The sequence below is a fragment of the Caldinitratiruptor microaerophilus genome (genome assembly GCF_025999835.1).
In the GTDB taxonomy this organism is placed as follows: domain Bacteria; phylum Bacillota; class Sulfobacillia; order Symbiobacteriales; family ZC4RG38; genus Caldinitratiruptor; species Caldinitratiruptor microaerophilus.
Map to the genome: position 1 here is coordinate 447,093 of NZ_AP025628.1, position 26,649 is coordinate 473,741.

The 26,649-nt window shown below is 72.8% G+C and carries 26 protein-coding genes and 1 other RNA gene; 25 read left to right on the forward strand and 2 right to left on the reverse strand.

The features are described from left to right. Positions 1 to 5: 5 nt before the first annotated feature. From aspS to ltaE, 4 genes are all read left to right on the forward strand, one after another. Entirely contained in the window at positions 6 to 1,832 is a 1,827-nt protein-coding gene (aspS, locus tag caldi_RS02115; RefSeq protein WP_264844711.1) for an aspartate--tRNA ligase, read from the forward strand. Between the two features lie 64 nt (positions 1,833 to 1,896). Beyond that, positions 1,897 to 2,089, forward strand: a non-coding RNA gene (ssrS, locus tag caldi_RS02120) — 6S RNA. Between the two features lie 200 nt (positions 2,090 to 2,289). Then, positions 2,290 to 2,613: a thioredoxin gene (trxA, locus tag caldi_RS02125; RefSeq protein ID WP_264843464.1), complete on the forward strand. Its 324-nt coding sequence runs from the start codon at positions 2,290 to 2,292 to the stop codon at positions 2,611 to 2,613. A 143-nt stretch (positions 2,614 to 2,756) separates the two neighbouring features. Next, positions 2,757 to 3,827: a low-specificity L-threonine aldolase gene (gene ltaE, locus caldi_RS02130; protein WP_264843465.1), complete on the forward strand. Its 1,071-nt coding sequence runs from the start codon at positions 2,757 to 2,759 to the stop codon at positions 3,825 to 3,827. A 10-nt stretch (positions 3,828 to 3,837) separates the two neighbouring features. Here ltaE and caldi_RS02135 read toward each other — a convergent pair whose 3' ends face one another. Beyond that, the gene (locus tag caldi_RS02135; protein WP_264843467.1) at positions 3,838 to 4,110 is read right to left on the reverse strand and encodes a hypothetical protein; all 273 of its coding nucleotides are present in this window, start codon (positions 4,108 to 4,110) and stop codon (positions 3,838 to 3,840) included. 495 nt (positions 4,111 to 4,605) lie between these two features. On the opposite strand from caldi_RS02135, the gene caldi_RS02140 reads away from it, so the two are divergent. Together caldi_RS02140 and caldi_RS02145 are read left to right on the forward strand one after the other, a co-directional pair. After that, positions 4,606 to 6,177 carry a YifB family Mg chelatase-like AAA ATPase gene (locus caldi_RS02140; RefSeq protein WP_264843468.1) on the forward strand — a complete coding sequence of 524 codons (1,572 nt, stop codon included), beginning with the start codon at positions 4,606 to 4,608 and terminating at the stop codon, positions 6,175 to 6,177. Positions 6,178 to 6,281: 104 nt separating this feature from the next. Next, a complete protein-coding gene (locus tag caldi_RS02145) occupies positions 6,282 to 6,512 on the forward strand; it encodes a hypothetical protein (protein ID WP_264843469.1) in 231 nt (76 codons plus the stop codon). Here caldi_RS02145 and caldi_RS02150 read toward each other — a convergent pair. Then, a complete protein-coding gene (locus caldi_RS02150; protein WP_264843470.1) occupies positions 6,502 to 7,380 on the reverse strand; it encodes an alpha/beta fold hydrolase in 879 nt (292 codons plus the stop codon). The genes caldi_RS02145 and caldi_RS02150 overlap by 11 nt on opposite strands. Positions 7,381 to 7,554: 174 nt before the next feature. On the opposite strand from caldi_RS02150, the gene caldi_RS02155 reads away from it, so the two are divergent. From caldi_RS02155 to caldi_RS02245, 19 genes are all read left to right on the forward strand, one after another. After that, a complete protein-coding gene (locus caldi_RS02155) occupies positions 7,555 to 8,724 on the forward strand; it encodes a M20/M25/M40 family metallo-hydrolase (RefSeq protein ID WP_264843471.1) in 1,170 nt (389 codons plus the stop codon). A gap of 27 nt (positions 8,725 to 8,751) precedes the next feature. After that, entirely contained in the window at positions 8,752 to 9,864 is a 1,113-nt protein-coding gene (gene dprA / locus caldi_RS02160; RefSeq protein ID WP_264843473.1) for a DNA-processing protein DprA, read from the forward strand. Between the two features lie 40 nt (positions 9,865 to 9,904). After that, on the forward strand, positions 9,905 to 12,022 hold the full coding sequence (topA, locus tag caldi_RS02165) for a type I DNA topoisomerase (protein WP_264843475.1): 2,118 nt from the start codon (positions 9,905 to 9,907) through the stop codon (positions 12,020 to 12,022). Then, complete coding sequence (trmFO, locus tag caldi_RS02170) at positions 12,019 to 13,395, forward strand: methylenetetrahydrofolate--tRNA-(uracil(54)-C(5))-methyltransferase (FADH(2)-oxidizing) TrmFO (protein ID WP_264843476.1); 1,377 nt, start codon at positions 12,019 to 12,021, stop codon at positions 13,393 to 13,395. Before topA ends, trmFO begins: the two co-directional genes overlap by 4 nt. Before the next feature lie 264 nt (positions 13,396 to 13,659). Beyond that, positions 13,660 to 14,199, forward strand: coding sequence for an ATP-dependent protease subunit HslV (gene hslV, locus caldi_RS02175; protein WP_264843477.1), 540 nt, complete (start codon positions 13,660 to 13,662; stop codon positions 14,197 to 14,199). Then, the gene (gene hslU, locus caldi_RS02180; RefSeq protein ID WP_264843478.1) at positions 14,196 to 15,602 is read left to right on the forward strand and encodes an ATP-dependent protease ATPase subunit HslU; all 1,407 of its coding nucleotides are present in this window, start codon (positions 14,196 to 14,198) and stop codon (positions 15,600 to 15,602) included. The genes hslV and hslU overlap by 4 nt, the downstream gene beginning before the upstream one ends. Positions 15,603 to 15,628: 26 nt before the next feature. Then, entirely contained in the window at positions 15,629 to 16,390 is a 762-nt protein-coding gene (codY, locus tag caldi_RS02185; protein WP_264843479.1) for a GTP-sensing pleiotropic transcriptional regulator CodY, read from the forward strand. Positions 16,391 to 16,651: 261 nt separating this feature from the next. Beyond that, positions 16,652 to 17,077: a flagellar basal body rod protein FlgB gene (flgB, locus tag caldi_RS02190; RefSeq protein ID WP_264843480.1), complete on the forward strand. Its 426-nt coding sequence runs from the start codon at positions 16,652 to 16,654 to the stop codon at positions 17,075 to 17,077. A 3-nt stretch (positions 17,078 to 17,080) separates the two neighbouring features. Next, positions 17,081 to 17,563, forward strand: a complete 483-nt coding sequence (flgC, locus tag caldi_RS02195) for a flagellar basal body rod protein FlgC (protein WP_264843481.1) — start codon at positions 17,081 to 17,083, stop codon at positions 17,561 to 17,563. 6 nt (positions 17,564 to 17,569) lie between these two features. Next, a complete protein-coding gene (gene fliE, locus caldi_RS02200; RefSeq protein WP_264843482.1) occupies positions 17,570 to 17,884 on the forward strand; it encodes a flagellar hook-basal body complex protein FliE in 315 nt (104 codons plus the stop codon). A 51-nt stretch (positions 17,885 to 17,935) separates the two neighbouring features. Then, positions 17,936 to 19,576, forward strand: a complete 1,641-nt coding sequence (fliF, locus tag caldi_RS02205; protein WP_264843483.1) for a flagellar basal-body MS-ring/collar protein FliF — start codon at positions 17,936 to 17,938, stop codon at positions 19,574 to 19,576. Between the two features lie 17 nt (positions 19,577 to 19,593). Further along, positions 19,594 to 20,652, forward strand: coding sequence for a flagellar motor switch protein FliG (gene fliG / locus caldi_RS02210; RefSeq protein ID WP_264843484.1), 1,059 nt, complete (start codon positions 19,594 to 19,596; stop codon positions 20,650 to 20,652). After that, entirely contained in the window at positions 20,645 to 21,451 is an 807-nt protein-coding gene (locus caldi_RS02215; protein ID WP_264843485.1) for a FliH/SctL family protein, read from the forward strand. Before fliG ends, caldi_RS02215 begins: the two co-directional genes overlap by 8 nt. Continuing rightward, positions 21,451 to 22,776, forward strand: a complete 1,326-nt coding sequence (gene fliI / locus caldi_RS02220; protein WP_264844712.1) for a flagellar protein export ATPase FliI — start codon at positions 21,451 to 21,453, stop codon at positions 22,774 to 22,776. The genes caldi_RS02215 and fliI overlap by 1 nt, the downstream gene beginning before the upstream one ends. A 28-nt stretch (positions 22,777 to 22,804) precedes the next feature. Further along, complete coding sequence (gene fliJ, locus caldi_RS02225) at positions 22,805 to 23,257, forward strand: flagellar export protein FliJ (RefSeq protein WP_264843486.1); 453 nt, start codon at positions 22,805 to 22,807, stop codon at positions 23,255 to 23,257. Positions 23,258 to 23,260: 3 nt separating this feature from the next. Continuing rightward, positions 23,261 to 24,019: a MotE family protein gene (locus tag caldi_RS02230; RefSeq protein ID WP_264843487.1), complete on the forward strand. Its 759-nt coding sequence runs from the start codon at positions 23,261 to 23,263 to the stop codon at positions 24,017 to 24,019. A 76-nt stretch (positions 24,020 to 24,095) separates the two neighbouring features. Next, the gene (locus tag caldi_RS02235; RefSeq protein ID WP_264843488.1) at positions 24,096 to 25,709 is read left to right on the forward strand and encodes a flagellar hook-length control protein FliK; all 1,614 of its coding nucleotides are present in this window, start codon (positions 24,096 to 24,098) and stop codon (positions 25,707 to 25,709) included. A gap of 19 nt (positions 25,710 to 25,728) precedes the next feature. After that, the gene (locus caldi_RS02240; RefSeq protein WP_264843489.1) at positions 25,729 to 26,136 is read left to right on the forward strand and encodes a flagellar hook assembly protein FlgD; all 408 of its coding nucleotides are present in this window, start codon (positions 25,729 to 25,731) and stop codon (positions 26,134 to 26,136) included. Positions 26,137 to 26,165: 29 nt separating this feature from the next. Continuing rightward, positions 26,166 to 26,561: a TIGR02530 family flagellar biosynthesis protein gene (locus caldi_RS02245; protein WP_264843490.1), complete on the forward strand. Its 396-nt coding sequence runs from the start codon at positions 26,166 to 26,168 to the stop codon at positions 26,559 to 26,561. Positions 26,562 to 26,649 lie beyond the last annotated feature (88 nt).

The following is a 26,649-nucleotide window of genomic DNA, read 5'->3' on the forward strand; positions in this document are numbered from 1 at the left end:
AGCAGATGTCGCAGAGCCCCCGCGTGCCCCTCGGCACCGTGCTCGGCAAGCCCCGCACACACGGCTGCGGCGAGCTCCGGGCGGAGCACGCCGGCCAGACCGTGGTCCTGGCAGGCTGGGCGCAGCGACGGCGAGACCTTGGCGGGCTGGTGTTCATCGACCTCCGGGACCGGTCCGGGATCGTCCAGGTGGTCTGCGACCCCCGCGACGGCCGGGAGGCCTTCGCGGCGGCCGGGGAGGTCCGCAGCGAGTACGTGCTGGCCGTCGAGGGCACCGTGGCCCGGCGCCCCGCCGACCAGGTCAACCCGTCCCTGCCGACGGGCGAGGTGGAGGTGCGCGCCACCCGTCTCGAGATCCTGAGCGCGGCGAAGACCCCGCCTTTCTACATCCAGGACGACCTGGACGCCGGCGAGGACCTGCGCCTGCGCTACCGCTACCTCGACCTGCGCCGGGCGCCGCTGCAGCAGGCCCTGATCCTGCGCCACCGGGTGACGAAGGCGGTCCGGGACTACTTCGACGCGCGCGGCTTCCTGGAGATCGAGACGCCGATGCTGACCCGGTCGACCCCCGAGGGCGCCCGGGACTACCTGGTGCCGAGCCGGGTGAACCCCGGCAAGTTCTACGCCCTGCCCCAGTCGCCGCAGCTCTTCAAGCAGCTCCTCATGGTGGCCGGGTACGAGCGCTACTTCCAGATCGTGCGCTGTTTCCGGGACGAGGACCTGCGGGCGGACCGCCAGCCGGAGTTCACCCAGGTCGACGTGGAGATGTCCTTCGTGACGCGGGAGGACGTCCTGTCGGTCATGGAGGGCCTGGTGGCGCACGTCTTCCGGGAGGCGCTCGGGGTCGAGGTCCCGACGCCCTTTCCCCGACTTTCCTGGGACGAGGCGATGCACCGCTACGGTTCGGACAAGCCCGACCTGCGCTTCGGCCTGGAGCTCGTGGACGTCACCGACCTCCTGCGCGAGTCCCCCTTCCAGGTGTTCCGCGCGGCGATCGAGGCCGGCGGCGTGGTGAAGTGCCTGCGGGCGCCCGGCTGCGCCGGCTTCAGCCGGAAGGAGGTCGGCGAGCTGGAGGAGCTCGCCAGGACGTACCGGGCGAAGGGCCTGGTGTGGCTGGCGATCGGCCAGGAGGAGGGCGGCCTGCGCGGCCCCCTGGCCCGCTTCCTGGGCGAGGCGGACCTGGCGGCCCTGCGCGAGCGCACCGGCGCGCAGCCCGGCGATCTGCTCCTCTTCGTCGCCGACCGCTTCGAGGTGGCCGCCACGGCCCTCGGGCAGGTCCGGCTCCGGCTGGGCGACCGGCTCGGCCTCATCCCGGACGGCGTCTGGAAGCTCGTCTGGATCGTCGACTTCCCGCTCCTCGAGTACGACCCCGATGAGGGCCGCTGGGTCGCGGTGCACCACCCGTTCACGTCGCCGCGGCCCGAGGACGTCGCCAAGGTCATGGACCCCGACTTCCCCGCCGAGCGCCTGGGCGAGCTGCGGGCCAGCGCCTACGACCTGGTGCTGAACGGGGTCGAGCTTGGCGGCGGCAGCCTCCGGATCCACCGCCGGGAGCTGCAGGAGCGGATGTTCGCCCTCCTGGGCTTCACGCCGGAGGAGGCGCGGGCCCGCTTCGGCTTCCTCCTCGACGCCTTCGAGTACGGCACGCCGCCCCACGGGGGCATCGCCTTCGGGCTCGACCGCTGGGTGATGCTCCTGGCGGGCCGCCCGTCGATCCGGGACGTGATCGCCTTCCCCAAGACGGCGCGGGCGACCGACCTCATGGTGGACGCCCCGTCGGAGGTATCCGACGCGCAGCTCCGGGAGCTCTCGATCCGGGTGGAGGAGGGGTAGCGAGGCGGCTTGCAGAGCGGCCCGGAGCGGTGGTATCATCAAGGGCGCAAGCGGGAACCGTAGTGGCACCCTGCCGTGTGCGTGCTCGCTCCGTTTTAAATGACCTGGACAGTCATTTAAAAGGGAGCCCGGGTCTCCGCCGGTGGCGCACAGGCCCCCTCCGCAAGGGGACAGGGGAAGTGCAAAGCCGGCGGGAGGGCACCCACCTGCTGGGGAGGCAGGTTCATTGAACGGCGACACGGCTCGGTGGGGTCCTTCTTTGTGTCGGAACTGCGCCCTTTCCTCCGGGAGCCCGGAGAGGGAGGGCGCAGTCGCTTGCCGTTTCCGGGTACCCCGCTACAATGGTTGGGGAGGTAACGGCCGGGAATGGCCGGCTCCTCACGTAGCCGCCACTGCCCGGGATGCAGGTTGCGGGCGTGGCAGGTTGTCGCCCGGGTATCAAGGGAGGGTCCACAGGTTGGCGAACATCCTCACGCTGGATCGCGCGAACTGGCAGAAGGAGGTCGTGGAGTCCCCCACGCCCGTTCTAATTGACTTCTGGGCGGCCTGGTGCTCGCCGTGCCGGATGATCGCCCCCATCGTGGAAGAGCTCGCCGGCGAGTACGACGGCCAGCTGCGGGTCGGCAAGCTGAACGTGGACGAGAACCCGCAGGTCGCCGCACAGTACGGGGTCATGAGCATCCCGACGCTCCTCCTGTTCAAGAACGGGGCGCCGGTGGAGCGGATCGTCGGGTTCATGCCCAAGAAGGAGCTCAAGCGCCGCATCGACGCCGCCCTGTGAGCGGGCGGGTCGCGGGCGGCCGCCAGGCTGCCAGGTGGGGCCGGCCGGGCGCCGGCCCCTGTCGCGCCGGTCGGACCCGGCAGGAACCGGGGTGGCGCCGCGCGAAGTTCGGATGAGGGACCCACCGGGAGGTATGGCTCACGATGCGCGTGATCGACCTGCGAAGCGATACCGTCACGACGCCGACCCCGGCGATGCGCCGGGCCATGTACGAGGCGGAGGTCGGCGACGACGTCTACCGCGAGGACCCCACCGTTCGCCGCCTGGAGGAGCTGGCGGCGGAGATCATCGGCAAGGAGGCGGCCCTGTTCGTCACCAGCGGCACCCAGGGCAACCAGGTGGCGATCCTGACCCACACCCGGCGCGGCGACGAGGTGATCGTCGAGGCCGAGTCGCACATCTTCATCTACGAGGTGGGCGGCATGGCCGCGCTCGCCGGCTGCCAGGCCCGTCCGCTGCCCGGCAGGCGGGGCGCCCTGGACCCGGCGGACGTGGCGGCGGCGATCCGCCCGGAGAACGTCCACTTCCCCCGCACCGGCCTCGTATGCCTGGAGAACACGCACAACCGCGCCGGCGGCGCCGTCCTGCCCCAGCACCTGGTCGAGGCCGTCGCCGAGACGGCCCGCTCCCGCGGGGTACCCCTGCACCTCGACGGCGCCCGGATCTTCAACGCCGCCGTCGCCACCGGGCGCCCGGCCGCCGAGCTCGCCGCTCCGGCGGACTCGGTCATGTTCTGCCTCTCGAAGGGGCTCGGCGCCCCGGTCGGCTCGATCCTCGCCGGCAGCGAGGGCTTCATCGCCGAGGCGCGCCGCATGCGCAAGCTCCTGGGCGGCGGCCTCAGGCAGGCGGGCGTCCTCGCGGCGGCGGGGATCGTCGCCCTGACGGAGATGGTCGACCGCCTGGCGGAGGACCACGAGAACGCCCGGCGGCTGGCCGAGGGCCTGGCCCAGCTGCCGGGCGTGGCGGTGGACGTGGCGGGCGTGGAGACCAACATGGTCATGGTGGACGTCACGGACTCCCGGTGGACCGCCGCGACCCTGTCCGGGGCCCTGGCGGAGGCGGGGGTCCGGTGCAACGCCGTCGGCCCCCGCCGGCTGCGGCTGGTCACCCACAAGGACGTGTCCCGGGAGGACATCGACGAGGCGCTCCGCCGCTTCGAGTCAGTGCTGCGGGAGGCCCCCGACCCGGCGCGGACGGGCACGGTCTACGGGTAACAGGGTCCGTTCAGATGAGACCCGGCTTCGACTTCTCCTTTTCCGCCGGGGCCAGGCTCACGGCGATGATGGCATCGTAGGGCACCACGGCCCGGCGCTTCTCGTTGCGGATCTGATAGTCGAACGCGATGTAGCTCGGCCCCGCCTCGATGGGCCCCTCCGCGCGGAGAAACACGCCGTGCTGGAGGAGCAGCTCGGCCTGGATCTTCTCGTTCGGGCGCTCCCCCTGGTAGCGCTCCATGAGGCTCGGGAGTTCCTCGCGGAAGAACCGCTGGTCGAGCAAGGATCGCACCCCCTGTCGGCTTCCCCGGTTAGCTTCTCCATTCCGGTGCATTTCCCTCTTGGACGGGTACGCCGGCCCCCGCCCGGTGGGGCGGGGGCTGCCCGCGCCCGGGGCGACTCCGGTCTGTACGTAGTATAATGAAGCAACTCGCCTGCGCGGGGGCGGTTCGCCCGGCGCCCCGACGTCGGGGCGGCGGCCCGGTGACGGGGCGACCGGCCGCGCGGCGCTGCGGCGGCCTGCCGGCCATCGTCCGCGACCCGTGGCCCGGACGGACGGTGCGCGGGGGCCATCTACATTTCTTGCAGTTGCCGGGGACGGCGGCCGGGTCAGGGGCGGCTCGCCGGCTGCGGTGATGGCTCCGGGGAGGCCTGAGCGCGCGCAGGACCGGCAGAACCCCGGGTGGATGTTGTTGACAGCGAAGTGCGTTTTTGGTATACTGACTCCAGGAAAAGTCAGCTATGGCAGCACACGGACACCGCGCACGGAGGGTCGGCGGTGGTCGCCCGGGTGGTCAGTTTTGCGCTGCGCGGGGTCGACGCGTACCCGGTGCTCGTGGAGGTCGACGTGCAGAATGGCCTCCCCTCGTTCGACGTGGTGGGCCTGCCCGACCCGGCCGTGCGGGAAGCCCGGGAACGGGTACGGGCGGCGATCCGCAACGTCGGGTGTGAGTTCCCGCTGCGCCGAATCACGGTGAACCTGGCACCGGCCGACTTGCGGAAGGCCGGCCCCGGGTTCGACCTGCCGCTGGCCCTGGCGGTGCTCGCGGCCACCGGTCAGCTCGGCGAGAAGGGGAGCGGCGTGTTGCCGGGCCTGGGGGTGACCGGCGAGCTGTCCCTCGACGGCCAGGTGCGGCCCGTGCCGGGGGCGCTGGCGGCCGCGGAGGCGGCGCGGGCGTGCGGGCTGCGGGCGCTCCTGGTGCCGGCCCCCGACGCCGCGGAAGCCGCCCTGGCGGGCGGGCCGCCGGTCTTCCCCGCCCCGGACCTGAGCGCCGTGCTCCGGTGGCTCCGTCATGGCGGTCCCGATGCGCCCCCGGGTGCCGAGGCGGTTCTCCGCCCCGTCACCGCCGCAGGGCCGTGCCCGGACGACCCGCCCGCGGTGGAGGACCTCGGCGACGTGCAGGGACAGGAAGCCGGCAAGCGAGCCCTCGAGATCGCCGCGGCGGGGGGTCACAACCTCCTCCTCGTGGGCCCGCCCGGCGCCGGGAAAAGCATGCTGGCCCGGCGCCTGCCGGGGATCCTCCCACCCCTCTCGCGCGAGGAGGCCCTGGAGGTCACGCGCATCTACAGCGCGGCCGGGCTGGTGCCGGCCCCCGCCCGCCTCATGACCCGGCCCCCGTACCGGGCGCCGCACCACAGCGCCAGCCGCGCCGCACTGGTGGGGAGTCTTCACCGGCCCGGGGAGCTGACGCTGGCGCACCGGGGGGTGCTCTTTCTGGACGAGCTACCCGAGTTCCCCCGTGACGCCCTGGAGGCCCTGCGCCAGCCCCTGGAGGAAGGGCGGATCACGATCGCCCGTACCGGCGGTTCGGTGACGTATCCGGCCGACGTGATGCTGGTGGCCGCCGCCAACCCGTCCCCCTGCGGGCAATTCCCCGGGGCCGGGTGCACTTGCGCCCCCGCCCAGGTGGAGCGCTACCTGAGCCGTCTGTCCGGTCCCCTGGTCGACCGCTTCGACCTGCAGGTCCGGGTGGCCCGGGTCTCCTACCGGGAACTGACCGGTGCGGCCGGCCGGAGCCCGGCGCGGCAGTCCGAGCGAGTCCGGGCCCGGGTGGAGGAGGCGCGGGAACGCCAGCGCCGGCGGCTGGCCGGTCACGGCTGCACCTGCAACGCCCGCATCCCCCCGCGGCTGCTGCGCCACCTGTGCCGCCTGCCGCCGGAGGCCGAGCAGCTGCTGGCGCGGGCCTTCGACTCCCTCGGGCTCACGCTCCGGGGCCACGACCGGGTGCTGCGGGTGGCGCGCACGATCGCCGACCTGGAAGGCAGCCGGGACATCCGCACCGAGCACCTGGCCGAGGCGCTGCAGTACCGTTTCCCCCTTCCGGCCGAGGCCGCCGGCGCCCGTCCCTAGGCACCCCCCGGAGCTGCCGCCGGGCCCCGGATCGACGTCTCCCGCCAGGGCCACACTAGGGCCAGCGCCATGCCCGCGCAGCGCACCGGAGAGAGGGTGAACCCATGCCCGAAGATCGGCGCGCCGGGGACCGGGTCGCCCACGGGAAGAGCCCGGTCCGGGACCCGGTGCAGAGGCGCCTCGTGGAGAAGGAAGTGGAGGAGCAGCAGAACCCCTACAAGACGGCCCCGAACCGGCTCGGCAGCGTGGACAAGGCGGTGGACGCCGGCTCACGCCCCCACGAGCTGCACGTGGGCGAGCTCAAGGAGGGGACGGACGACCGCTTCAAGGTGTGAGCCCTGCAGCGAGGCCGCGCAGCCACCGGACGGCCAGGTCGTTGAAGCGGTCGGCCTGCTCTTCGTGAGGGAGGTGGCCGGCGTCCCGGAACACCTCGAGGGGGGCCCCGCCGAGGTCCCTTGCCAGGCGCTGCCCGTGGTCGAGCGGGGTCCACGGGTCGTGCAGGCCCCACACCAGGAGGGCGGGCTTGCGGATGGAGGCGAACTGCCCGGCCGCCGCCCCCGGGTCCATCTCCGGCAGCATGCCCAGGAGGCCCCGCGCGGCACCGGGTGTGCGGGCGGGGAGCGCGTACCCCGCCACGTCTTGCGCCGTCAGCCGTGCAGGGTTGTGGTAGGCGGCCCGCAGCACGGAGCCGATGAAGCGTCCGTTGGCCCACACGAGCCGGGCGAGGGGCGTTGCCAGGGCCGGGTACCGCACCGCCCACCGCGCCAGCGTGGGCATCCACATCGGTACGTACCCGGCGCTGGAGACCAGCAGCAGGCCGAGCACCCGCTCCGGGGCCAGGAGGGCGATGCGAAGGCTGATCTCGCCGCCCAGCGAGTTGCCGCCCAGGACCGCCTGCCGAATGCCGAGGGCGTCCATCCAGGCGAGCACGAGGCGGGCCTGGTCCCAGAGCGAGTACCCTCCGGCCGGCGGCTTGGTCGTGAGCCCGAACCCACGCAGGTCCGGGGCCAGGGCCCGCAGGCCGGCCCGCCCCAGCGCCTCCAGGTTCAGGCGCCACGTGAAGGACCACGCCCCGAAGCCGTGGAGGAGGACCACGGGCAGGCCTCCGGCCGGGCCGGTCTCCACGTAGTGCACGAACTCCCCTGCTGCCGGGACGAACGCGCCCACCCATGCGGTGCCCGAGCGGGCGACCAGCCGGCGCATCGCCTTCTCGTAGCGATCGAGGGCGCTCCTGTTTCTCCCAGTGAATTCCGACAGTATTGGCATTCCTGGAATACCTCCGCTTTCCCGGCCGGGACGGTTCGAGTATAATGTCCTACTGAACGCCGGCCGGGAGGGGGATCGCCCCCGGCACGAGGGGGGCTTCGGTCGCTGCGCATGGACGTGCTGCAATCTCCCGTGGCCGAGCGGATCGTCCAGAGAGCGCACGAACTGCGGGACGAGGTCGTCGCGGAGCTGATCGGCATCGCGCAGGTGCCCGCACCCACCTTCCACGAAGAGCGGCGTGCCCTGCACGTCCTGGAACGCATGCGGGCGGCGGGACTGGTCGACCTGGAGATCGATGCCGTCGGCAACGTGGTGGGCCGTTTGCCCGGGCAGAGCCGGGAGGCCCGGCCCCGCATCCTGGTCGCGGCCCACCTCGACACGGTCTTCCCCATGGAGACCGACGTCACCGTACGGTTCGAGGGTGATCTTCTCCGCGGCCCGGGGGTGGGCGACAACGCGGCGGGTGTGGCGGTGCTCCTGTGGGCGCCGCGGCTTCTGCGGGAGGTTGCCGGCACGCTGCCGGCCGACGTGCTCGTGGCCGGCACGGTCGGGGAAGAGGGCCTGGGCAACCTCCGGGGGATGCGGGCCCTCATGGAGCGGTTCGGCGACCAGGTCGACGCCGTGATCGCCCTGGACGGCAGCCTCGGCGGGCTGGTGCGTCAGGGCGTGGGCAGCCGGCGGCTGCGCATCCAGGTGGAGACCGAAGGCGGCCACTCGTGGGGGGCGTTCGGCAACCCGAGCGCGATCCACGTCCTGTGCCGGATCGTCAGCCGGATCACCGAGATCCCCGTCCCCAAGGACCCGAAGACCACCTACAACGTGGGCCTGATCGAGGGCGGCACGGCCGTCAACGCCATCGCCGCCCACGCTGCGGCCGTCATCGACCTCCGGTCGGTGGACGGCGCCAGCCTGAGTCGCCTGGAGGCGCGCGTGCGGGAGATCGCGGCCCGGCAGGCGGCCCAGGCCGGCGCAACCGTTCACATCTCGGTGGTGGGCGACCGCCCGGTGGGGTCGATCCCCGAGGATCACCCGCTATGCCGGGCGGTGATGCGGGCGCACGAGCGCCTGGGCATCCAGACGCGTATCTATCCTTCGAGCACGGACGCCAACATCCCCCTTGCCGGCTCGATCCCGGCGGTCACCATCGGCGTGACCCTGGGCGGGAACGGGCACCGGCTGGACGAGTACATCCAGATCCCACCCCTCAGCACCGGCCTTGCTCAGGTCGCGCTCGTGCTCCTGGCGCTCCAGGGTGCACCGCTATCCGCGCCGGTCCGATGAAGGCCGGGTGAAGAGGGGGGTGGCGGAGTGGATCGCTCCGCCCACTGGGTGGCGCTGGCGAGCCTCCTCGGCCGGGCCGAGCTGCGCAGCCTCCTGCGCGCGGTCCCGGACGGGGAGGAGGCCTTCCGGCTCGTCGCCCGGCGAATCCCGCCGGAGCAGCGGGAGCGGGCCCTGGCAGCCGCGCAGGCCGGGGTGCGCCGGGTGGCCGGCATGGGCGGCCGCATCGTGCTCTCCACCGACCCCGAGTACCCCGAGTCGCTGCGCCGGATCGACGACCCGCCACCCCTTCTCTACTGCGCCGGACCGCTGCCGCTCGGCTCGTCGCCGGCGGTGGCCGTGGTGGGGACCCGCCACCCCTCGTCGTACGGGCTCCAGGTGGCGCGGCGCATGGGCGCGGACCTGGCCTCGGTGGGGGTGACGGTGGTGAGCGGCCTGGCGATGGGGGTGGACAGCGCGGCGCACCGGGGGGCGCTGGAGGCCGGCGGGCCAACCGTGGCGGTGCTGGGCACCGGGCTGGACGTGCCCTACCCGCGCAGCTCGGAGCGCCTGTACCGGGAGATCCGCGAGCGGGGCCTGCTGGTCTCCGAGTTCCCGCCCGGGGCGCCGGCGCTTCCGTGGAACTTCCCCCAGCGCAACCGCATCATCAGCGGGCTGTCGGCCGGGGTGGTCGTGGTCGAGGCGGGCGAGAGGTCAGGCACCGAGTGGACGGTCCGGTGGGCCCAGAAACAGGGCAAGGAGGTCCTCGCCGTGCCCGGGCCCGTGACCAGCCGGCTGAGCGTAGGGCCCCACCGTCTGCTGCTGGAGGGCGCGCCCATGGTCACCTGTGCCGGCGACGTGCTCCAGGCCCTGGGGCTGATCGACGTGAGGCGGGCCGGCCGGCAGGAGCCGGCCCCGGCCTCCGGGCGGAACCCGCCGGCGAGCGCGCCCGCGCCGCCCCCCGAAGCCGGGCTGGCGCGCGACGAGGCCCGGGTGCTCCGGGCCGTGGGAACCGGATCGCTGGATCCCGACGGCCTCAGCGAGGCGTCCGGGCTCCCGGTGGAGCGGGTCCTGGCCGCCCTGGGGCTTCTCGAGCTGAAAGGTCTGGTCCGGCGCTGCCCGGACGGTACGTTTCATAGGGTGGAGCCGGCCGGCCGAGGATAACGGACGGGGCGGCCACTCCACAGCGGGAGGAACAGCGAGCGTGGGCAGGTCACTTGTCATCGTCGAGTCGCCCGCCAAGGCGAAGACCATCGAGAAGTTCCTGGGGCGCCAGTACCAGGTCCGCGCCTCCATGGGCCACGTGCGGGATCTGCCCCGTTCCCAGCTGGGCGTGGACATCGAGCACGGCTTCTCGCCCAAGTACATCACCATCCGGGGCAAGGGCGAGACGCTGAAGGAGCTGAGGGAGCAGGCCCGCAAGGCGGATCGGGTCCTGCTGGCCACCGACCCCGACCGCGAGGGGGAGGCGATCTCCTGGCACCTGACCCAGGTCCTGGGCCTGGACAGCGAGAGCCCCTGCCGGATCGAGTTCTACGAGATCACCCGCGATGCCGTGCAGAAGGCGCTCAAGTCGCCCCGCCCGATCGACCGGAACCGGGTGGAGGCGCAGCAGGCCCGGCGCATCCTGGACCGCCTGGTGGGCTACAAGCTGAGCCCGCTCCTCTGGAAGAAAGTCCGGCGGGGCCTTTCGGCCGGGCGGGTGCAGTCGGTGGCGGTGCGCCTGATCTGCGACCGGGAGGCGGAGATCCGGGCCTTCACACCGGTGGAGTACTGGACGGTCGACGCGCTGCTGGCGCCAGGACCCGAGGAGGCGCCCTTCCGTGCCCGGTACCACGGGAAAGGCGACGAGAAAGCGGAACTCAAGAGCGAGGCGGAGGCCCGGGCCGTGGTCCTCGCCGTACAGGCCGGCCCGTGGAAGGTCGAGGCCGTACGCCGCCAGAAGCGCCGCCGTTCCCCGGCCCTTCCCTTCACGACCTCGACGATGCAGCAGGAGGCCTCCCGCCGGCTCGGGTTCACGGTCCGGCGGACGATGGCCGTGGCGCAGCAGCTTTACGAGGGTCTCGATCTCGGCGAGATCGGGCACGTGGGTCTGGTCACCTACATCCGCACCGACGCCACCCGCATCGCCGAGGAGGCCCGTCTCGCCGCCCGGGAGTTCATCGTGGCCACGTGGGGAGAGGAGTACGCCGGCGGCGAGGAGCGCCGGGAGGAGAAGGAGCGGCCGGGCGTGCAGGGGGCGCACGAGGCGATCCGGCCCACGAACGTGACCCTCACGCCGGACACGGTCCGCCCGTACCTCACGCCGGACCAGTACAAGCTGTACCGGCTGATCTGGGAGCGGTTCGTCGCCTCGCAGATGGCGCCCGCCGTGCTCGACACGGTGAGCGCCGACATCCGGGTGGGGGAGCACCTGTTCCGGGCCAGCGGGTCGGCGGTGCGCTTCCCGGGCTTCCTCGCCGTCTACGCGGAGGCCGAGGACGAGGAGCGCCCGGCGGCGGAGGAGGGGCACCTGCCCGACCTCAGCGAGGGCCAGGTGCTCGAGCTCCGGAAGCTGATCCCCGAGCAGCACTTCACGTCGCCGCCGCCCCGGTACACGGAGGCCGCGCTGGTCAAGGCCCTGGAGGAGCGGGGCATCGGCCGGCCGTCGACCTACGCGCCGATCATCGAGACCATCCAGGCCCGGGGGTACGTGGTGAAGGAGGACAAGCGCTTCGTGCCCACCGAGCTCGGCGAGAGGGTGGTCGAGCTCCTCAAGGAGTACTTCCCGGAGATCATCGACGTGGAGTTCACGGCGCACATGGAGGCGGAGCTCGACCGGATCGAGGAGGGCCAGGAGCACTGGCAGGAGCTCCTGACGCGGTTCTACGGGCCGTTCGAGGCCACCCTCCGGGAGGCCGAGGAGAAGATCGGCGGCTTCGAGCTTCAGGACGAGGAGACGGACGAAACCTGCCCGCGCTGCGGGCGCAGGCTCGTGATCAAGTACGGGCGCTTCGGCCGGTTCATGGCCTGCCCCGGGTTCCCCGAGTGCAAGTTCACCAAGCCGATCCTGGAGGAGACCGGCGTGACGTGCCCCGCCTGCGGGCAAGGGGTGCTGGTGGAGCGCCGGAGCCGGAAGGGGCGCCGGTTCTACGGTTGCTCCCGGTACCCGGAGTGCGACTTCGTGGTGTGGCAGCGGCCCGTGCCGGGACGGTACTGCCCGGAGTGCGGCGGCATCCTCGTCGAGCGTCGCACCCGGGAGGAGGGCCTGGTTCACGCCTGCATCCGGGAGGAGTGCGGGTTCCGGGAGCCCGCGCCGGAGCTGGAGGAGATCCCGTCGTGATCACGGTGATCGGCGCCGGCCTGGCGGGCAGCGAAGCGGCCTGGCAGGCGGCCCGCCGGGGCGTCCGGGTGCACCTGTACGAGATGCGCCCGGTCCGGAGCACGGCCGTGCACCGCACAGATCGCTTCGCGGAGCTCGTGTGCTCGAACTCCCTGCGGGGAGCAGCGCTGGAGAACGCGGCCGGGCTCCTCAAGGAGGAGCTGCGCCGGCTCGGCTCCCTCATCATGGCGGCCGCCGACGCGAACGCGGTACCCGCCGGCGGGGCTCTCGCCGTCGACCGCGAGGGCTTCTCCGCGGCGGTCACCCGCGCCCTGGAGGAGCACCCGCTGGTGACCATCCACCGGGAGGAGGTCCGGCAGATCCCGCCCGAGGGGATCGTGGTGATCGCGACCGGCCCGCTCACTTCCGATGCGCTGGCCGAGGACATCCGCCGGTTCACGGGGGAGGAGTACCTGTCGTTTTACGACGCGGCCTCGCCCATCGTGACGGTGGAGTCCCTGGACATGACGAAGCTGTACAGGGCCTCGCGCTACGGGAAGGGCGAGGGCACCGAGTACCTCAACGCGCCGATGACCCGGGAGGAGTACGAGGCGTTCTGGTCCGAGCTGGTGCGGGCGGAGGTGGCCACGCCCCACAATCCGGAGGACCGCAACGTGTGCTTCTTCGAGGGGTGCCTGCCCGTCGAGGAGCTGGCGCGCCGGGGGCCCGACACCCTCCGCTTCGGCCCGATGAAGCCGGTCGGCCTGCCCGACCCCCGGACCGGGCGGGAGCCGTACGCCGTCGTGCAGCTGCGGCAGGACAACGCTGCGGCCACGCTGTACAACCTGGTCGGCTTCCAGACGGGGCTGCGCTGGGGCGAGCAGCAGCGCATCTTCCGGATGATCCCGGGGCTGGAGCGGGCAGAGTTCGTGCGCTTCGGCGTGATGCACCGGAACACGTTCATCAAGTCGCCGCGCGTCCTGCTGCCGACCCTCCAGACCCGCAGGCGCCCCACCCTCTTCTTCGCCGGGCAGATGACCGGCGTGGAGGGCTACGTCGAGTCGGCGGCGGGTGGCCTCGTGGCCGGGGTGAACGCCGCCCGCCTCGCCCTCGGTCAGGATCCGGTCGTGTTCCCGCCCGAGACGGCCGTCGGAGCCCTGGCGCGCTACATCACGGAGGCGGACCCGGAGAACTTCCAGCCGATGAACATCGCCTTCGGCCTGCTTCCGCCGGTCCCTGGCTCCGGGGGCAAGCGGGAGCGTCACCGTCGTGCCGCCGAGGCCGCGCTGCGCGCCCTGGAGGCCTTCTTGCCGGTGATCGAGCCGGAGCCGGCCGGCGTAGGACAGGAAATGACCGTTTCGGAGGCCACCACGGCGCGAAAAAACGAGACCTGAGGTCGTAATTGCCCCTCACCGCTAGCCATGGTCAGGCACCCCGGCTCGTTGTCACCGTTGCCTACAATTTTACGAATAGTAGTCTTGCCTCGGTGGGTATCCCTATGATAGAATGCCACTTGTGCAAGGGCTGGGAGATGGTTGGATGGGGCGGGAGGTCGCCCCACGGTCATCGGCTCCCGCTGGCGACCGCTCAACCGTCCGGTTCTAGCGTTGCGTTCATGTTCCAGCCACGTCAGCACCTGCGGTGGAAGGGGGCTGCCGGTGTTTTCGGGCACCACCATCGTGGCCGTGCGCCGTGACGGCCGTGGCGCCATGGCGGGAGACGGCCAGGTGACGATGGGGCAGAACACGATCGTCAAGCACACGGCCCGAAAGGTGCGTCGCATCTACGGAGGTCAGGTCCTCGCCGGGTTCGCCGGGGCCGTGGCGGATGCCCTCACCCTGTTCGAGAAGTTCGAGGCCCGGCTGGAGGAGGCACGAGGGCACCTACCCCGCGCCGCCGTGGCCGTGGCCAGGGAGTGGCGGACCGACCGGATCCTGCGTCAGCTGGAGGCGATCCTGATCGTCATGGACGCCCACCACCTGCTGCTGGTTTCGGGCAGCGGCGAGGTGCTGGAGCCTGATGACGGGATCGCGTCGGCCGGGTCCGGCGCCGCCTACGCGCTGGCCGCCGCGCGGGCGCTCGTGCGGCACTCCGGGCTCAGCGCCCGGGAGATCGCCGAGGAGTCGCTCCGCATCGCCGCCTCCATCTGCGTGTACACCAACGATCAGGTGACGGTGGAGGAGGTCGGCCCCGCTTGACCGAGTTGACCCCCCGGCAGATCGTTGCCGAGCTGGACAAGTACATCGTCGGGCAGGCCGCGGCGAAGCGGGCGGTGGCCGTGGCGCTGCGCAGCCGCTACCGCCGGAGCCGCCTGCCTCCCGAGCTCCAGAACGAGGTGATGCCGAAGAACATCCTGATGATCGGGCCAACCGGAGTGGGCAAGACGGAGATCGCCCGCCGGCTCGCCCGTCTGGTCGGGGCGCCGTTCGTGAAGGTCGAGGCGACCAAGTACACCGAGGTCGGCTACGTGGGCCGTGACGTGGAGTCCATGGTGCGCGACCTGGTGGAGACCGCCGTCCGGATGGTCAAGGCGGAGAAGGTGGAGGCGGTGAGGGAGCGGGCGGCGAAGGGCGCCCGGGAGCGCCTGCTGGACGTGCTCGTGCCCCTTCCCGGCCCGGAGCACCGTACGCCCCGCAATCCGCTGGAGGCCCTTTTCGGGTTCGGAGGTGGCCCTGCCACCCAGGAGCAGGACGAAGACCTGCTTCGCCGGCGCCGGGAGGCCTCCGAGCGCCGGCGGGAGGTCGCGGCTCGCCTCGACGCCGGCGAGCTCGAGGGCGAGTGGGTCGAGATCGAGGTGGAGGAGACCGGTCCTCCCGTCCTGGAGGTCTTCTCCGGGCAAGGCCTGGAGGGGATGGGGGTCAACTTCCAGGAACTCCTCGGCGGCCTGCTCCCGCACCGGCGGCGCCGGCGCAAGGTGACGGTGGCGGAGGCGCGGGAGATCCTGCTCCAGCAAGAGGCTTCCCGGCTCATCGACATGGACCGGGTTGCCGCCGAGGCGGTGCACCGCGCCGAGAACCACGGGATCATCTTCATCGACGAGATCGACAAGATCGCAGGCCGGGAATCCGGGCACGGGCCGGACGTGTCGCGGGAAGGGGTCCAGCGGGACATCCTCCCGATCGTGGAAGGTTCGACGGTGATGACGAAGTACGGCCCGGTGAAGACGGATCACATCCTGTTCATCGCGGCCGGGGCCTTCCACGTGTCCAAGCCCTCCGACCTCATCCCGGAACTGCAGGGACGCTTCCCGATCCGGGTGGAACTGACGCCGCTTGGCGAAGCGGACTTCGTCCGCATCCTGACGGAACCCGAGAACTCGCTCACCCGCCAGTATCAGGCGCTCCTGGCCGCCGACGGCGTGGACCTGCGCTTCACGGAGGACGGCATCCGGGCGATCGCCCGGGTTGCCGCCCAGGTGAACGCCGAGTCCGAGGACATCGGGGCCCGGCGCCTCCACACGGTGATGGAGCGCCTTCTCGAGGACGTGGCTTTCGAGGCCCCGGACGGGGCGCCCGCCGTCGTGGTCGTGGATCGCAAGTATGTGGAAGAAAAGTTGGCAGGCATCGTCGCACAGCGTGATGTCAGCCGCTTCATCCTTTGAATCCGCCGGAGAATGGAGGCACATTCATGGAAAGCTTGCTCGAAAAGACGCGCCGGATCAACCGACTCCTGCAGCGTAGCGCCGGAACGGCCGTCGACTTCAACGAGATGGCCGAGGTGCTGTCCGAGCTCCTCGGGGCCAACGTGTACGTGGCTTCCCGCAAGGGGAAGATCCTCGGCAGCGGCGTCCGCCACGGGTTCGCCGACGGTTCGGTCACCGGAGCGATGCTCCCGGAGGACGTGAACAACCGGCTGATGAAGATCGACGAAACGACCCCGAACACGAAGCTGGACCGGCTCACCCTCGTCAAGGAGGGGCAGGAGCTGTACTTCGAGGAGCCGGTGGTGACCATCGTCCCGATCGGCGGCGGCGGCGAGCGGCTCGGCACCCTCATCCTGGGCCGCTCGGAGGGCCAGTTCGGCGACGAGGAGCTGATCCTCGCCGAACTCGGCGCCACCGTCGTGGGCATGGAGATCCTGCGGGCGCACGCGGCGGAGATGGAGGAGGAGGCCCGGAAGAAGGCGGCGGTCCAGGTGGCCCTGGGCACGCTGTCGTACTCGGAGCTCGAGGCCGTCCAGCACATCTTCGACGAGCTCGAGGGCAACGAGGGGCTGCTCGTGGCCTCCAAGATCGCCGATCGGGTCGGCATCACCCGCTCGGTGATCGTGAACGCCCTGCGCAAGTTCGAGAGCGCCGGGGTGATCGAGAGCCGGTCGCTCGGGATGAAGGGTACCCACATCAAGGTGCTCAACGACCGCCTGATCGAGGAACTGCGGAAGATGCGCTGAGGGCGGCCGCCTGCCGCGGTGCCAGGAGGTTCCACTTCGCGAACCTCCTGGCACTTTTTGCATGGGTACGTGTAAAGCTGGAAGGAAGGTTGGATGCTGGCGTCGAAGTCAACGTGTGTTACACGCCTGGTACAGGGCGCCCGGATCTCCCCGTAATGTCTCGCAACGAGCAGCAGGAATGTCACTTCCACGTGTCGAAGGCAGGACCATGCATGCCTGGGAACAATCCCCTGGCGCGACGTAGCCGGCGGGGGTGACGCCGTGCAGGTCTTCACGGAGCACATCGGGATCCTGGAGCGGGCGCTGGGGGCGTCGGCCCTCCGGCAGCAGGCCCTGGCGCAGAACCTGGCGAACGTGAACACGCCCGGGTACAAGGCGCTGCGGGTGACCTTCGAGGACGCGCTCGCCAGCGCGCTGGCGGCGCGGGAGGGCCGGGAGACTCGCCTGCGCCTCGTGACCACCGATCCTCGCCACATCCCGGCGCCCACCCCGGCGGGTCCCGAGGCAGTCGCGCCTGTGGTCTGGCGGGACGCGTCCCACAGCGCGCGGGCCGACGGGAACAACGTCGACCTGGAGGCCGAGATGGCCCGGGTGGCGGCCAACCAGCTCTGGTACTGGGCGCTCAGCCGGCAGATCGGGGACGAGTTCGGGCGGCTGCGCCTGGCGGTCACGGAAGGGAGGCGGTAACCCGTGTGGACGGCCTGGTTCCGGGGACTCGAGATCAGCGCCAGCGGGCTGACCGCCGAGCGCCTGCGGATGGACGTGATCGCCAACAACATCGCCAACGCGAACACGACCCGCACCGCGGACGGCCCGGGTCCGTACCGCCGCCGCGTGGTCGTGCTGGCCGCCCGGGAACCCCAGCCCGACTTCGGGACGTGGCTGGCCCGCTTCCTCGGCGAAACCGGGGCCGGGCCCTGGGGGCCGCAGCCGGCGGCGATCGGGGATGGCGTCCGGGTGGTCCGGGTGGCGACGGACCCGTCGCCCACCCGGCGGAAGTACGACCCCGCGCACCCGGACGCCGGGCCGGACGGGTACGTGGAGCTGCCCAACGTCGACCCGATCACCGAGATGGTGGACCTGATCGGTGCGACCCGGGCGTACGAGGCGAACGTCACCGCCCTGAACGCGACGAAGGCCATGATGGTCCGGGCCCTGGAGATCGGGAGGTAACGGCCCATGGTTGACCTCGTGATCGGCTCTCGACTCGACGGGCTCTCGGATGCCCTTGCCGGCAGGTCGGGGGGACCGGCCGGGGCGGCGTCCGACCGCGAGATGTCCTTCAGCGAGTACCTGCGCGAGGCGCTGGCCGGGGTCGAGGCGGCACAGCGGGCAGCCGCACGAGCAGGGGACCGGCTGGCGGCGGGCCAGGTGACGGACCTCGCCCAGGTGGTCATCGCCTCCGAGAAGGCGACGTTGAGTCTCCAGCTCCTGGTGAGCGTGCGGAACCGCGCCCTCGAGGCGTATCAGGAAATCATGCGGATGCCGCTCTAGTTCCTGGGTGGGGGGAGGACCAGGACCTCCTAGATCAAAGGGGTTGAACCAGTGGCGGGGTGGCTTCAGCGGGCTTGGTCCCAGGCCAGGGAACTGTGGAGTCGGTGGCCTGGCTGGGTCAAGGGCCTGGTCCTCGGGCTCGTGGCAGCGCTCGTGATCGCTGCGGTCGTGGCTGTCCCGGGGAGAGGTCCACGCCTCGTACCTCTGCCGGGTCAGCCCTACGGGGGATCTGACACGGCCCTGGTGGTACAGAAGCTGAAGGAGGCGAAGATCCCCTACCGCACGGCCCCGGACGGTGCCACCCTCCTCGTCCCCGAGGATCAGGTCCTCGACGCACAGCTGGCTCTCGCGCAGGCGGGACTTCCCCGCCAGCCGGTGGGATGGGAGCTTTTTGACCGCACGAACCTGGCGGCGACGGAGTTCGACCGCAAGGTCGCCCTCCTCCGGGCGATGCAGGGCGAGCTCAGCCGGACGATCGCCCGGCTGGCGCCCCTCGAGGCGGCCGTGGTCCACCTGTCGATTCCCGAGCAATCCGTCTTCGTCCGGGAGAAGAAGCCCGTCAAGGCCGCGGTGATGGTCCAGCCCAAGCCGGGGGCCGAGCTGAGCCCCCGGGAGGTGGACGGCATCGTCCGCTTCCTGGCGGCCTCGGTACCGGATCTCGACCCGCAGAACGTCATCGTCATCGACAACGGCGGGCGGACCCTGGCCGTCGGCCTGCGAGGCGAGACCTCGCCCGAAGGGGTGCCGCAGACCGGCGACCAGCTGCAGGCGCAGCTGGCCTTCCAGCGCGCCCTGGAGGACAACCTCCAGCGGCGTGTGCTCGATCCCGTCTTCGGTCCCGGGAACAGCTCCGTCATGGTGAGCGTGCGCCTCAACTTCCAGCGGAGCCAGACGGAGAGCACGCGCTTCGAGCAGCCCCAGATCCGCAGCAGGCAGGTGTCCGAGCAGACCTTCTCGGGTACGGGTACGGTCCCGGGGCTACCGCCGGCGGGAGTCGACGCGAACGCCGCCAACCCGCCGACCGTGCAGACGCCTGCCGGGGGCACCGGCGAGTCGAACTTCGAGCGGCGGGACGAGACCGCCAACTATGAGCTGAACAAGACCACGACCGTCGAGGTCGTGCCGCCCGGCCGGATCGAGTCCATCTCGGTCGGGGTGTTCGTGAACCAGGAGGTGCTCGGCGGAGCGACGCCGCAGCAGCTCGCCAGCATCCGCGACGCGGTGGCCCGGGCCAGCGGCGCACCCGTCGAGAACGTGACCATCGCCCCGCTTCCCTTCCGCAACCCCGTGGCCGAGCTCTTCCGGGAGAAGCCGGCGCCCGCTCCCGAGCGGCGCCCGTCGCCGGGGGTCGTGGTGGCGGCGATCGCGGCGGCGCTGGTCCTGGGGCTCCTGCTCCTGGCCTGGATGCGGCGGCGCCGGGCCGAGGCCGTTCCCGCTCCCGCCGAGGTGCCGGCGGTGGGGATGGGGGCGCCTGGGCCCACGACCCCGGTCGTGCTGCCCGAGGCGGCGGCCGCTATGCAGGCCGCGGCGGCCGAGGAGGAAGCGGAGCGGATCCTGCTCGGCGCCGAGTTCCTGGCCCAGCTCGGCGGGGACCCGGCGCGCAAGCGACTCCGCGAAGAGGTCGAGAAGCTCGTGCAGGCCCGGCCGGAGATGGTGGCGCAGCTGATCCGGGCCTGGCTCTCCGAAAACTGATCCAGTAGGTGACGGCGATGCCACTGGCGGCGACAGCGCAGCGTGAAGGCGCCCGCCCGCTCCTTCCGGGGCAGCAGGCGCTCACCGGGAAGCAGAAGGCGGCGATGTTCCTCATCGCGATCGGTCCCGAGCTGGCGGCCAAGGTCTTCAAGCACCTGAGCCAGGAGGAGATCGAGATCGTCAGCCTCGAGATCGCCAACCAGCGGGAGGTCCCGCCCCCCCGCCGCGACGCCGTCCTGCACGAGTTCTACCAGCTGGCGGTGGCGCAGGAGTACATCTCCCACGGCGGTCTCGACTACGCCCGCAGCATCCTCGAGAAGGCGCTGGGGCCTGCCAAGGCCATGGAGATCCTGCAGCGCCTCACCGCCTCGCTCCAGGTCCGCCCGTTCGACTTCATGCGCAAGGCGGATCCCGGCCAGGTCCTCTCCTTCATCCAGAACGAGCACCCGCAGACCATCGCCCTCATCATGGCGTACCTGCACCCGGAGCAGGCTGCCGTCATCCTCTCCGCCCTGCCCCCGGAGCGGCAGGTCGACGTGGCCCGGCGGATCGCCATCATGGACCGCACCAGCCCCGACGTGCTGCACGAGGTGGAGCGGGTGCTGGAGCGCAAGCTCGCCTCCCTGGTGAGCCAGGACTTCACGGCCGCCGGCGGGGTGGAGAACGTGGTGGAGATCCTCAACCGGGTCGACCGGACCACGGAGAAGACGATCATGGAAGCCCTGTCCATCCAGGACCCGGTGCTGGCCGAGGAGATCAAGAAGCGGATGTTCCTCTTCGAGGACATCGTGCACCTCGACAACCGCTCCGTGCAGCGGGTCCTGCGCGAGGTCGACATGTCCCGGGACCTGCCGCTCGCGCTCAAGGTGGCCAGCGACGAGGTCAAGCAGAAGATCTTCCAGAACATCTCCAAGCGCGCCGGCGAGAACCTGCGGGAGAACATGGAGTTCTTGGGTCCGGTGCGCCTGCGGGACGTGGAAGAGGCCCAGCAGAAGATCGTGAACATCATCCGGCGGCTCGAGGAAGAGGGCGAGATCATCATCGCCCGGGGCGGGGGGGAGGACATCGTTGTTTAGCGAGGGCTTCCGCGTCATCAAGGCCGACCGGGCCATCCCCCGCGGCGTCACCCGGCCCGGCCCCCGCCGGGAGGCAGTCGGGACGGTCCCGCTCCCCGGCATGCGCAGCGACGGGCCCGCCCCCGCTGCGGACGAGGCGCTCCTCGCCGAGGCGCGCCGGCGAGCCGCCGCCCTCGAGGAGCGCGCCGCGGGGCTCCTGGCCGAGGCCGAGGAGGCGGCCCGCGCTCGCCGGGAGCAGGCTGAAGCGGAGGCGGCCGCGATCGTGGCCGCGGCCGAGCGGTCCGCCGCGGCCATCCGCGAGCAGGCCCGCGAGGAGGGGCGTGCCGAGGGGCGCCGCCAGGGTCGGGAGGAAGGCATGGCCGCCGCGCGGCAGGAGGCCGAGGCGATCCTGGCCGCTGCCCGGGCGGAGGCCGAGCGGATCACCGCTGAGGCCCGGGCCCGCTGGCAGCAGCGCCTCGCCGAGCTGGAACCGGATCTCGTCCGCCTCGCCCTGGCGATCGCGCGCCGCGTGCTGCGGGAGGAGATCCGCCTGCGTCCCGAGGCAATCGCCGGCATGGTGGCGGCGGCTCTCGAGAAGGTCCGGGGGGCCGGCGAGGCGCGGCTGCGGGTGAATCCGGCGGACGCCGGGCGCCTCGCCGTGGGCGCCCCGGCCCCGGCCGGGGTGGCCGTCGTCCCGGACGCTTCACTCGCGCCGGGCGAGTTCGTGGTGGAGTCGGAGCACGGGACAGTGGACGGGCGCCTGGAGGCGCAGGTCGCCCAGATCGCCGCGGCGCTGGGCGTGGAGGTGCCCGAGGCGTGATGCGGGAGGCGCTGCGGCGGGTGGCGGAGGCCGACCCCCTGCCGCTGGTCGGCCGGGTGGACGGGGTGACCGGGCTGGTCATCCAGTCCCGGGGGCCGCGGGCCAGCGTGGGCGAGCTGTGCCGGATCTCTCCGCCCGGCGCGCCCGGCCAGGGCCTCTGGGCGGAGGTCGTCGGCTTCCGGGACCGGCACACGCTGCTCATGCCGCTCGGCGAGGCCGGAGGGATCGCCCCGGGCTGGGAGGTGCGCCCGGCCGGGCGTCCGCTCACGGTGCCCGTGGGGCCCGCCCTCCTGGGCCGGGTGCTCGACGGGCTGGGCCGGCCGCTGGACGGGCGCGGCCCCGTCGAGGCCGAGACCGAGTACCCGCTCGCGGCCGCCCCACCGGGGCCCCTGCAGCGGCGGCGGATCACGGAGCCCCTCCCCGTCGGGGTGCGGGCGATCGACGGCCTCCTCACGGTGGGGCGGGGGCAGCGCATCGGGATCTTCGCCGGCTCCGGGGTGGGCAAGTCCACCCTGCTGGCGATGATGGCCCGGGGCACCGCCGCCGACGTGAACGTGATCGCCCTGGTGGGCGAGCGGGGCCGCGAGGTGCGGGAGTTCCTGGAGGCCGACCTCGGCCCCGAGGGCCTCGCCCGGTCGGTGGTGGTGGTGGCCACCTCCGACCGGCCGGCACTGGTGCGGCTCAAGGGCGCCTTCCTCGCCACGGCGATCGCCGAGTACTTCCGGGACCGGGGGCTCGACGTGCTCCTCCTCATGGACTCCGTGACCCGCCTGGCGATGGCGCAGCGGGAGATCGGCCTCGCCGCCGGCGAGCCGCCGACCAGCCGGGGCTACACGCCGTCCGTGTTCTCCCTGTTGCCGAGGCTCCTGGAGCGGGCCGGTACCGGCCCCCGGGGCAGCATCACGGGGTTCTACACCGTCCTCGTCGACGGGGACGACATGACCGAGCCCATCGCCGACGCCGTGCGGGGCATCCTGGACGGGCACATCGTCCTCAGCCGCCGCCTGGCGAGCCTGAACCACTACCCCGCCATCGACGTCCTCGCCTCCGTGAGCCGGGTCATGCCCCGCGTGGCCACGCCCGAGCACCAGGAGGCGGCCGCCCGCTTCCGCAGCGCCTTGGCCACCTACCGGGAGGCCGAGGATCTCATCCAGATCGGCGCCTACCAGCCCGGGTCGAGCGAGCGGGTCGACCGGGCGATCGCCCTCCTTCCCCGGATGGAGGCGTACCTCCAGCAGCGGGCAGACGAGCGGTCCGGGTTCGACGAGGCCGTCGGCGCCCTCCGGGCGCTCTTCGAAGATGCGGGCGCCCCGGCCGGGGCCTGATCCCGGGAGGGGCAGGGGGTGAGGCCGGTTGGCCCGGTTCCGGTTCCGCCTCCAGCGGGTGCTCGATTTGCGCGAGCAGGTCGTCGGGGTCCGCCGGCTCGCCCTCGCCGCTGCCCTGGCCCGGGAGCGCGAGGCCCGGGAGCACCTGGACGCCCTGGAGGGCGAGATGAGCCGGCGCCTGCAGGACCTGGCCGCCCGGGAGCGGGAGGGTGCCACGGTGGCGGAGCTGGCTCCGCTCCGGCGGTACCTCGAGCGGCTCGGGCAGGAGCGGGAGCAGGCCCGAACCCTCCTGGAGGCGGCCCGGGCGGAGGTGGCCCGGCGCCGGGACGAACTCGTCCGGGCGCGGCAGGAGGCGAGGGTGCTCGAGCGGCTGCGGGAACGCCGCCTGCAGCAGCACCGCCAGGACGAGCTAAGGTCCGAGCAGGCGCTGGCCGATGATCTTGTACAGAGCCGGCTCCAGAGCCCGACGCAGGAGGTGTAGGCCGTGGGCACGCCCGGGAAGACGGCGGACGGAGCGGAGCCCGAGCGCGGCGCCCAGTCCCGCGGGAGTTCCGCCGCCCAGAAGACGGGGTCCGCGCCCGGAGCGACCCCGCCGGCCGGCGGCGCGCTGAAGACCCTGGCCGCGCCCGTGGCGGGCCCGGCGCCGAAGCCCCGGCGCCGCCGGCGCTGGGGGCTCGTCGTGTGGACCGTGGTCCTGGTCCTGCTAGCCGGGCTGGGCACCGCAGGGTGGCTCTACCGCCGGACGCTCGTCGCCCGGGTGGCGTCCGTGCCCTGGGTGGCCGGCGTGCTGCAGCGGGCCGGCGTGCAGGTGGAGGGTCTGCAGCCTCCGCCGGGTCCGGAGGACCTGCTGAAGGCCCGGGAGGAGGCGCTCGCCGCCCGCGAGGCGGCGGTGGCTGCCCGGGAGGAGGCGGTCCAGCGCCAGGACGCCCAGCTGCAGGCGCGCGAGCAGGAGCTCAAGGCCCGCGAGGAGGCGCTGGCCTCCCGGGAGGAGGAGCTCCGGCAGCGCCAGCAGGAGCTCGAGGCGTCGCTCGAGACCCTCCGGAGCGGGCAGCAGGACGCCGACTTCGCGGTCGACGTGTTCCGCTCCCTGCCCCCGAAGGACGCCGCGGCGATCCTGGCCGGCCTTAGTGACCAGAACGCGCTCTACCTCCTGCGGCGGGTGGGCCCCGACCAGGCGGCGGGCATCCTGCGGGAGATGGACCCGGAGCGGGCCGCCCGGCTCACCCGGAACCTGCTTCCATGAGCGTTTGCCCTCTTGCCCCCGCCCCTGGCGGGCAGGCAAGTTGTCTCCCATCCGAACCGGAAAGGAGGTGAAACGCGTGTCGGTGGAAGCGCTTCTCGTCGCCCTTCCCGATGCCGCCGCGGCCCCCGCTCCGGGAGGGCGGTCCCCGGCGGCGCCGGCCGGCGCCCGGAGCGGCGGTGACGCTGCCGGCGGCTTCCGGAGCGTTCTCCGGCGCTCTCTGGAGAGGGGCACCCCGGCGGCGACTCCGGATGGTGCCGCACCGCCGGACGGGGTGCCGGAAGGCGGCGACGTCCCGGTGGAGGGGAACGGCGATCCCGGCGGGGGCGCGAACCCCTCGCCGGTGCTCGTCATGGCGCTCGTGCCGGCCCTTCTTGCGGGGTCTCCGGTCGTGCCGGGCACGAATGGCGGAGTGAACCTCGCGGAGGCAGTGCCCGCAGAGGCGGTGGCGACCGCCGCGCCTGCTCCCGGCCGCGTGCCCGACCTGCTGCACGGAGGCGGCGCAAGCGCGGAAGTCGGGGGTCCGCTTCTTCCCACCAGCGGTCCACCGCCGGACGGCACGCCGGCAGGAGCCGCAGAGGGCGCCGCGCCCCCGGTGGCTTCTGCCGCCGGCGACCCGCCGGAGCAAGCCGCCGCCTCGCCTCCGGACGCGCCGTCCGTGACGCCTGAAGACGCTGCCCGGGTCGGTTCCGGACCGCATCCGCGGTTCGGCGTACCGGTCCGAACGCCGTCCAGTGCGGGACCGGCGGGCGATGGCCCGGCGATCCCGGCCGCGGTTCCCGCCCCTGGGGCCGGCGGCGAGGGCCACGACCCGGCGGACGGCCTGCGCTCCCGGACCGTGGCTCCGGTCCGCGACGGCCAGGTCGAACAGGCGGCCGGCACGCCCGGCGTGGCGACCGGCCGGTCTGCCCGGGGGCCTGTGGAGATCCCGGCCGGAGAGCCCGGCGAGAGTGCCGGGAACGTGCCGGAGCCGGCGGAGGCGCCACCGGGCCAGCAGCTGGCTGCTCCTCCGGAGCGTCCCACGTCCCGGTCGGAGCCGCCCGGGGTTGCCCTGCGGCCGGCGGAGTCCACCCCCCGTGCCACCTGGGCGGACGAGCCCGGCGGCCAGACCAGCGAGGTGCGGGCCGATGAAGCGGCGCCCGGGACCCGGGTGCACGCAGGGGCACCGCCTCTGGTCGGCCGTCCGGAACCCCGTCCGGATGGTACCGCGGTGGCTGCCGCCCCCATGACCTGGCGCCAGGCCCTTGCTGCTGCGGACCTGTCGGGTCAGCTCGCCGGCGCCGTGCGGGAGGCCCACCTGCGGGCGGAAGCCGGCGGCCCGGCGGAGATGCGGGTGCGGCTCGAGCCGCCTCACCTCGGCGAGGTCACCGTGCGCCTGACCGTCCACGAGGGGGTCGTGCGGGCGGAGATCCTGGTGGCCCGCCCGGAGGTCAAGGCGGCCCTCGAGAGTCAGATGGGTGACCTGCGGCAGCGCCTCGAGCAGCAGGGGCTGGAGGTCGGCGCTTTCCACGTCGGGGTCGGCGGCGGGGAAGCCCAGAGCCGGGACCCGGGGTCCATGCCTGCACCCAGGTGGATCGGGAACGGGCGGTTGGCCGCGTGGAAGGAGCCGGAACCGGTCCGGTCCGCCCCGGATCTGGTGGCGTCCCCGTACTCCCGGTGGCGGCTGGGCCACCGGCTCGACCGGATCGTGTAACGGAAGGAGGTGAGCGAGCGTGAACGTGACGGCGCTCGGGACCGGTGCAGGCCCGGGACAGAGGTCGGGAGCGGTGGCCGGGGGCAGCCGGCTGGGCAAGCAGGAGTTCCTGACCCTCCTCATCACCGAGCTGCGGTACCAGAACCCGATGGAACCCATGGACACCAGCGAGTACATGGCCCAGCTGGCCCAGTTCGGCACCATGGAGGAGATCCAGAACCTCGGCCGCCTGGCCGCCCGGTCGTACTCGGCCAGCCTCCTCGGCCGGCGGGTGACCGCCGCCGACTCCGGCGGGGACACCGTGACCGGCACGGTGGTGGGTGTCCGGGAGGCGCCCGACGGCAGCACGCGGGTGCGCGTGCAGGACGGTTCCCGGGAGGTCGAGGTCGACCTGGGCAGCATCCGTGAGATCACCGCCGCGCCGTGAGGACGGGCGGTTTCGAGGGGGTGAGGCAGGTGACCGAACGGATCTTCCTGGGCGGGGGCATCCCGCCCGTGACTCCGCCGGCGGCGCCTTCCGGCCAGCCGGAGCGGACCCGGCCCGGGGAGGCCGCGGCGCAGCCCGACTTCCGGTCCGTGCTCGACCAGGCCACCCGCTCCATCCGCCTCTCCGCTCACGCCGCCGAGCGGCTGCGCCAGAGCGGACGGCCCCTGAGCCCCGCCGAGGTCGAGAAGGTGGGGGAGGCGGTCGACCGGGCGGCGGCGAAGGGCGCCCGGGAGTCCCTCATCCTGCTGCGGGACCTGGCGCTGGTGGTGAGCATCCCGAACCGGACGGTCATCACGGCCGTGGCCGGCGAGCGGATGAAGGAGAACGTCTTCACGCAGATCGACAGCGCGGTGATCGTCTCCTGACGAGCCGCGGGGGCCGGACCTCTCCGGAGGGGGCCCCGGTGCCGCGGACCGACCGAAGCGGCGCCCCGCGAGCGATCCCTGCGTCTCC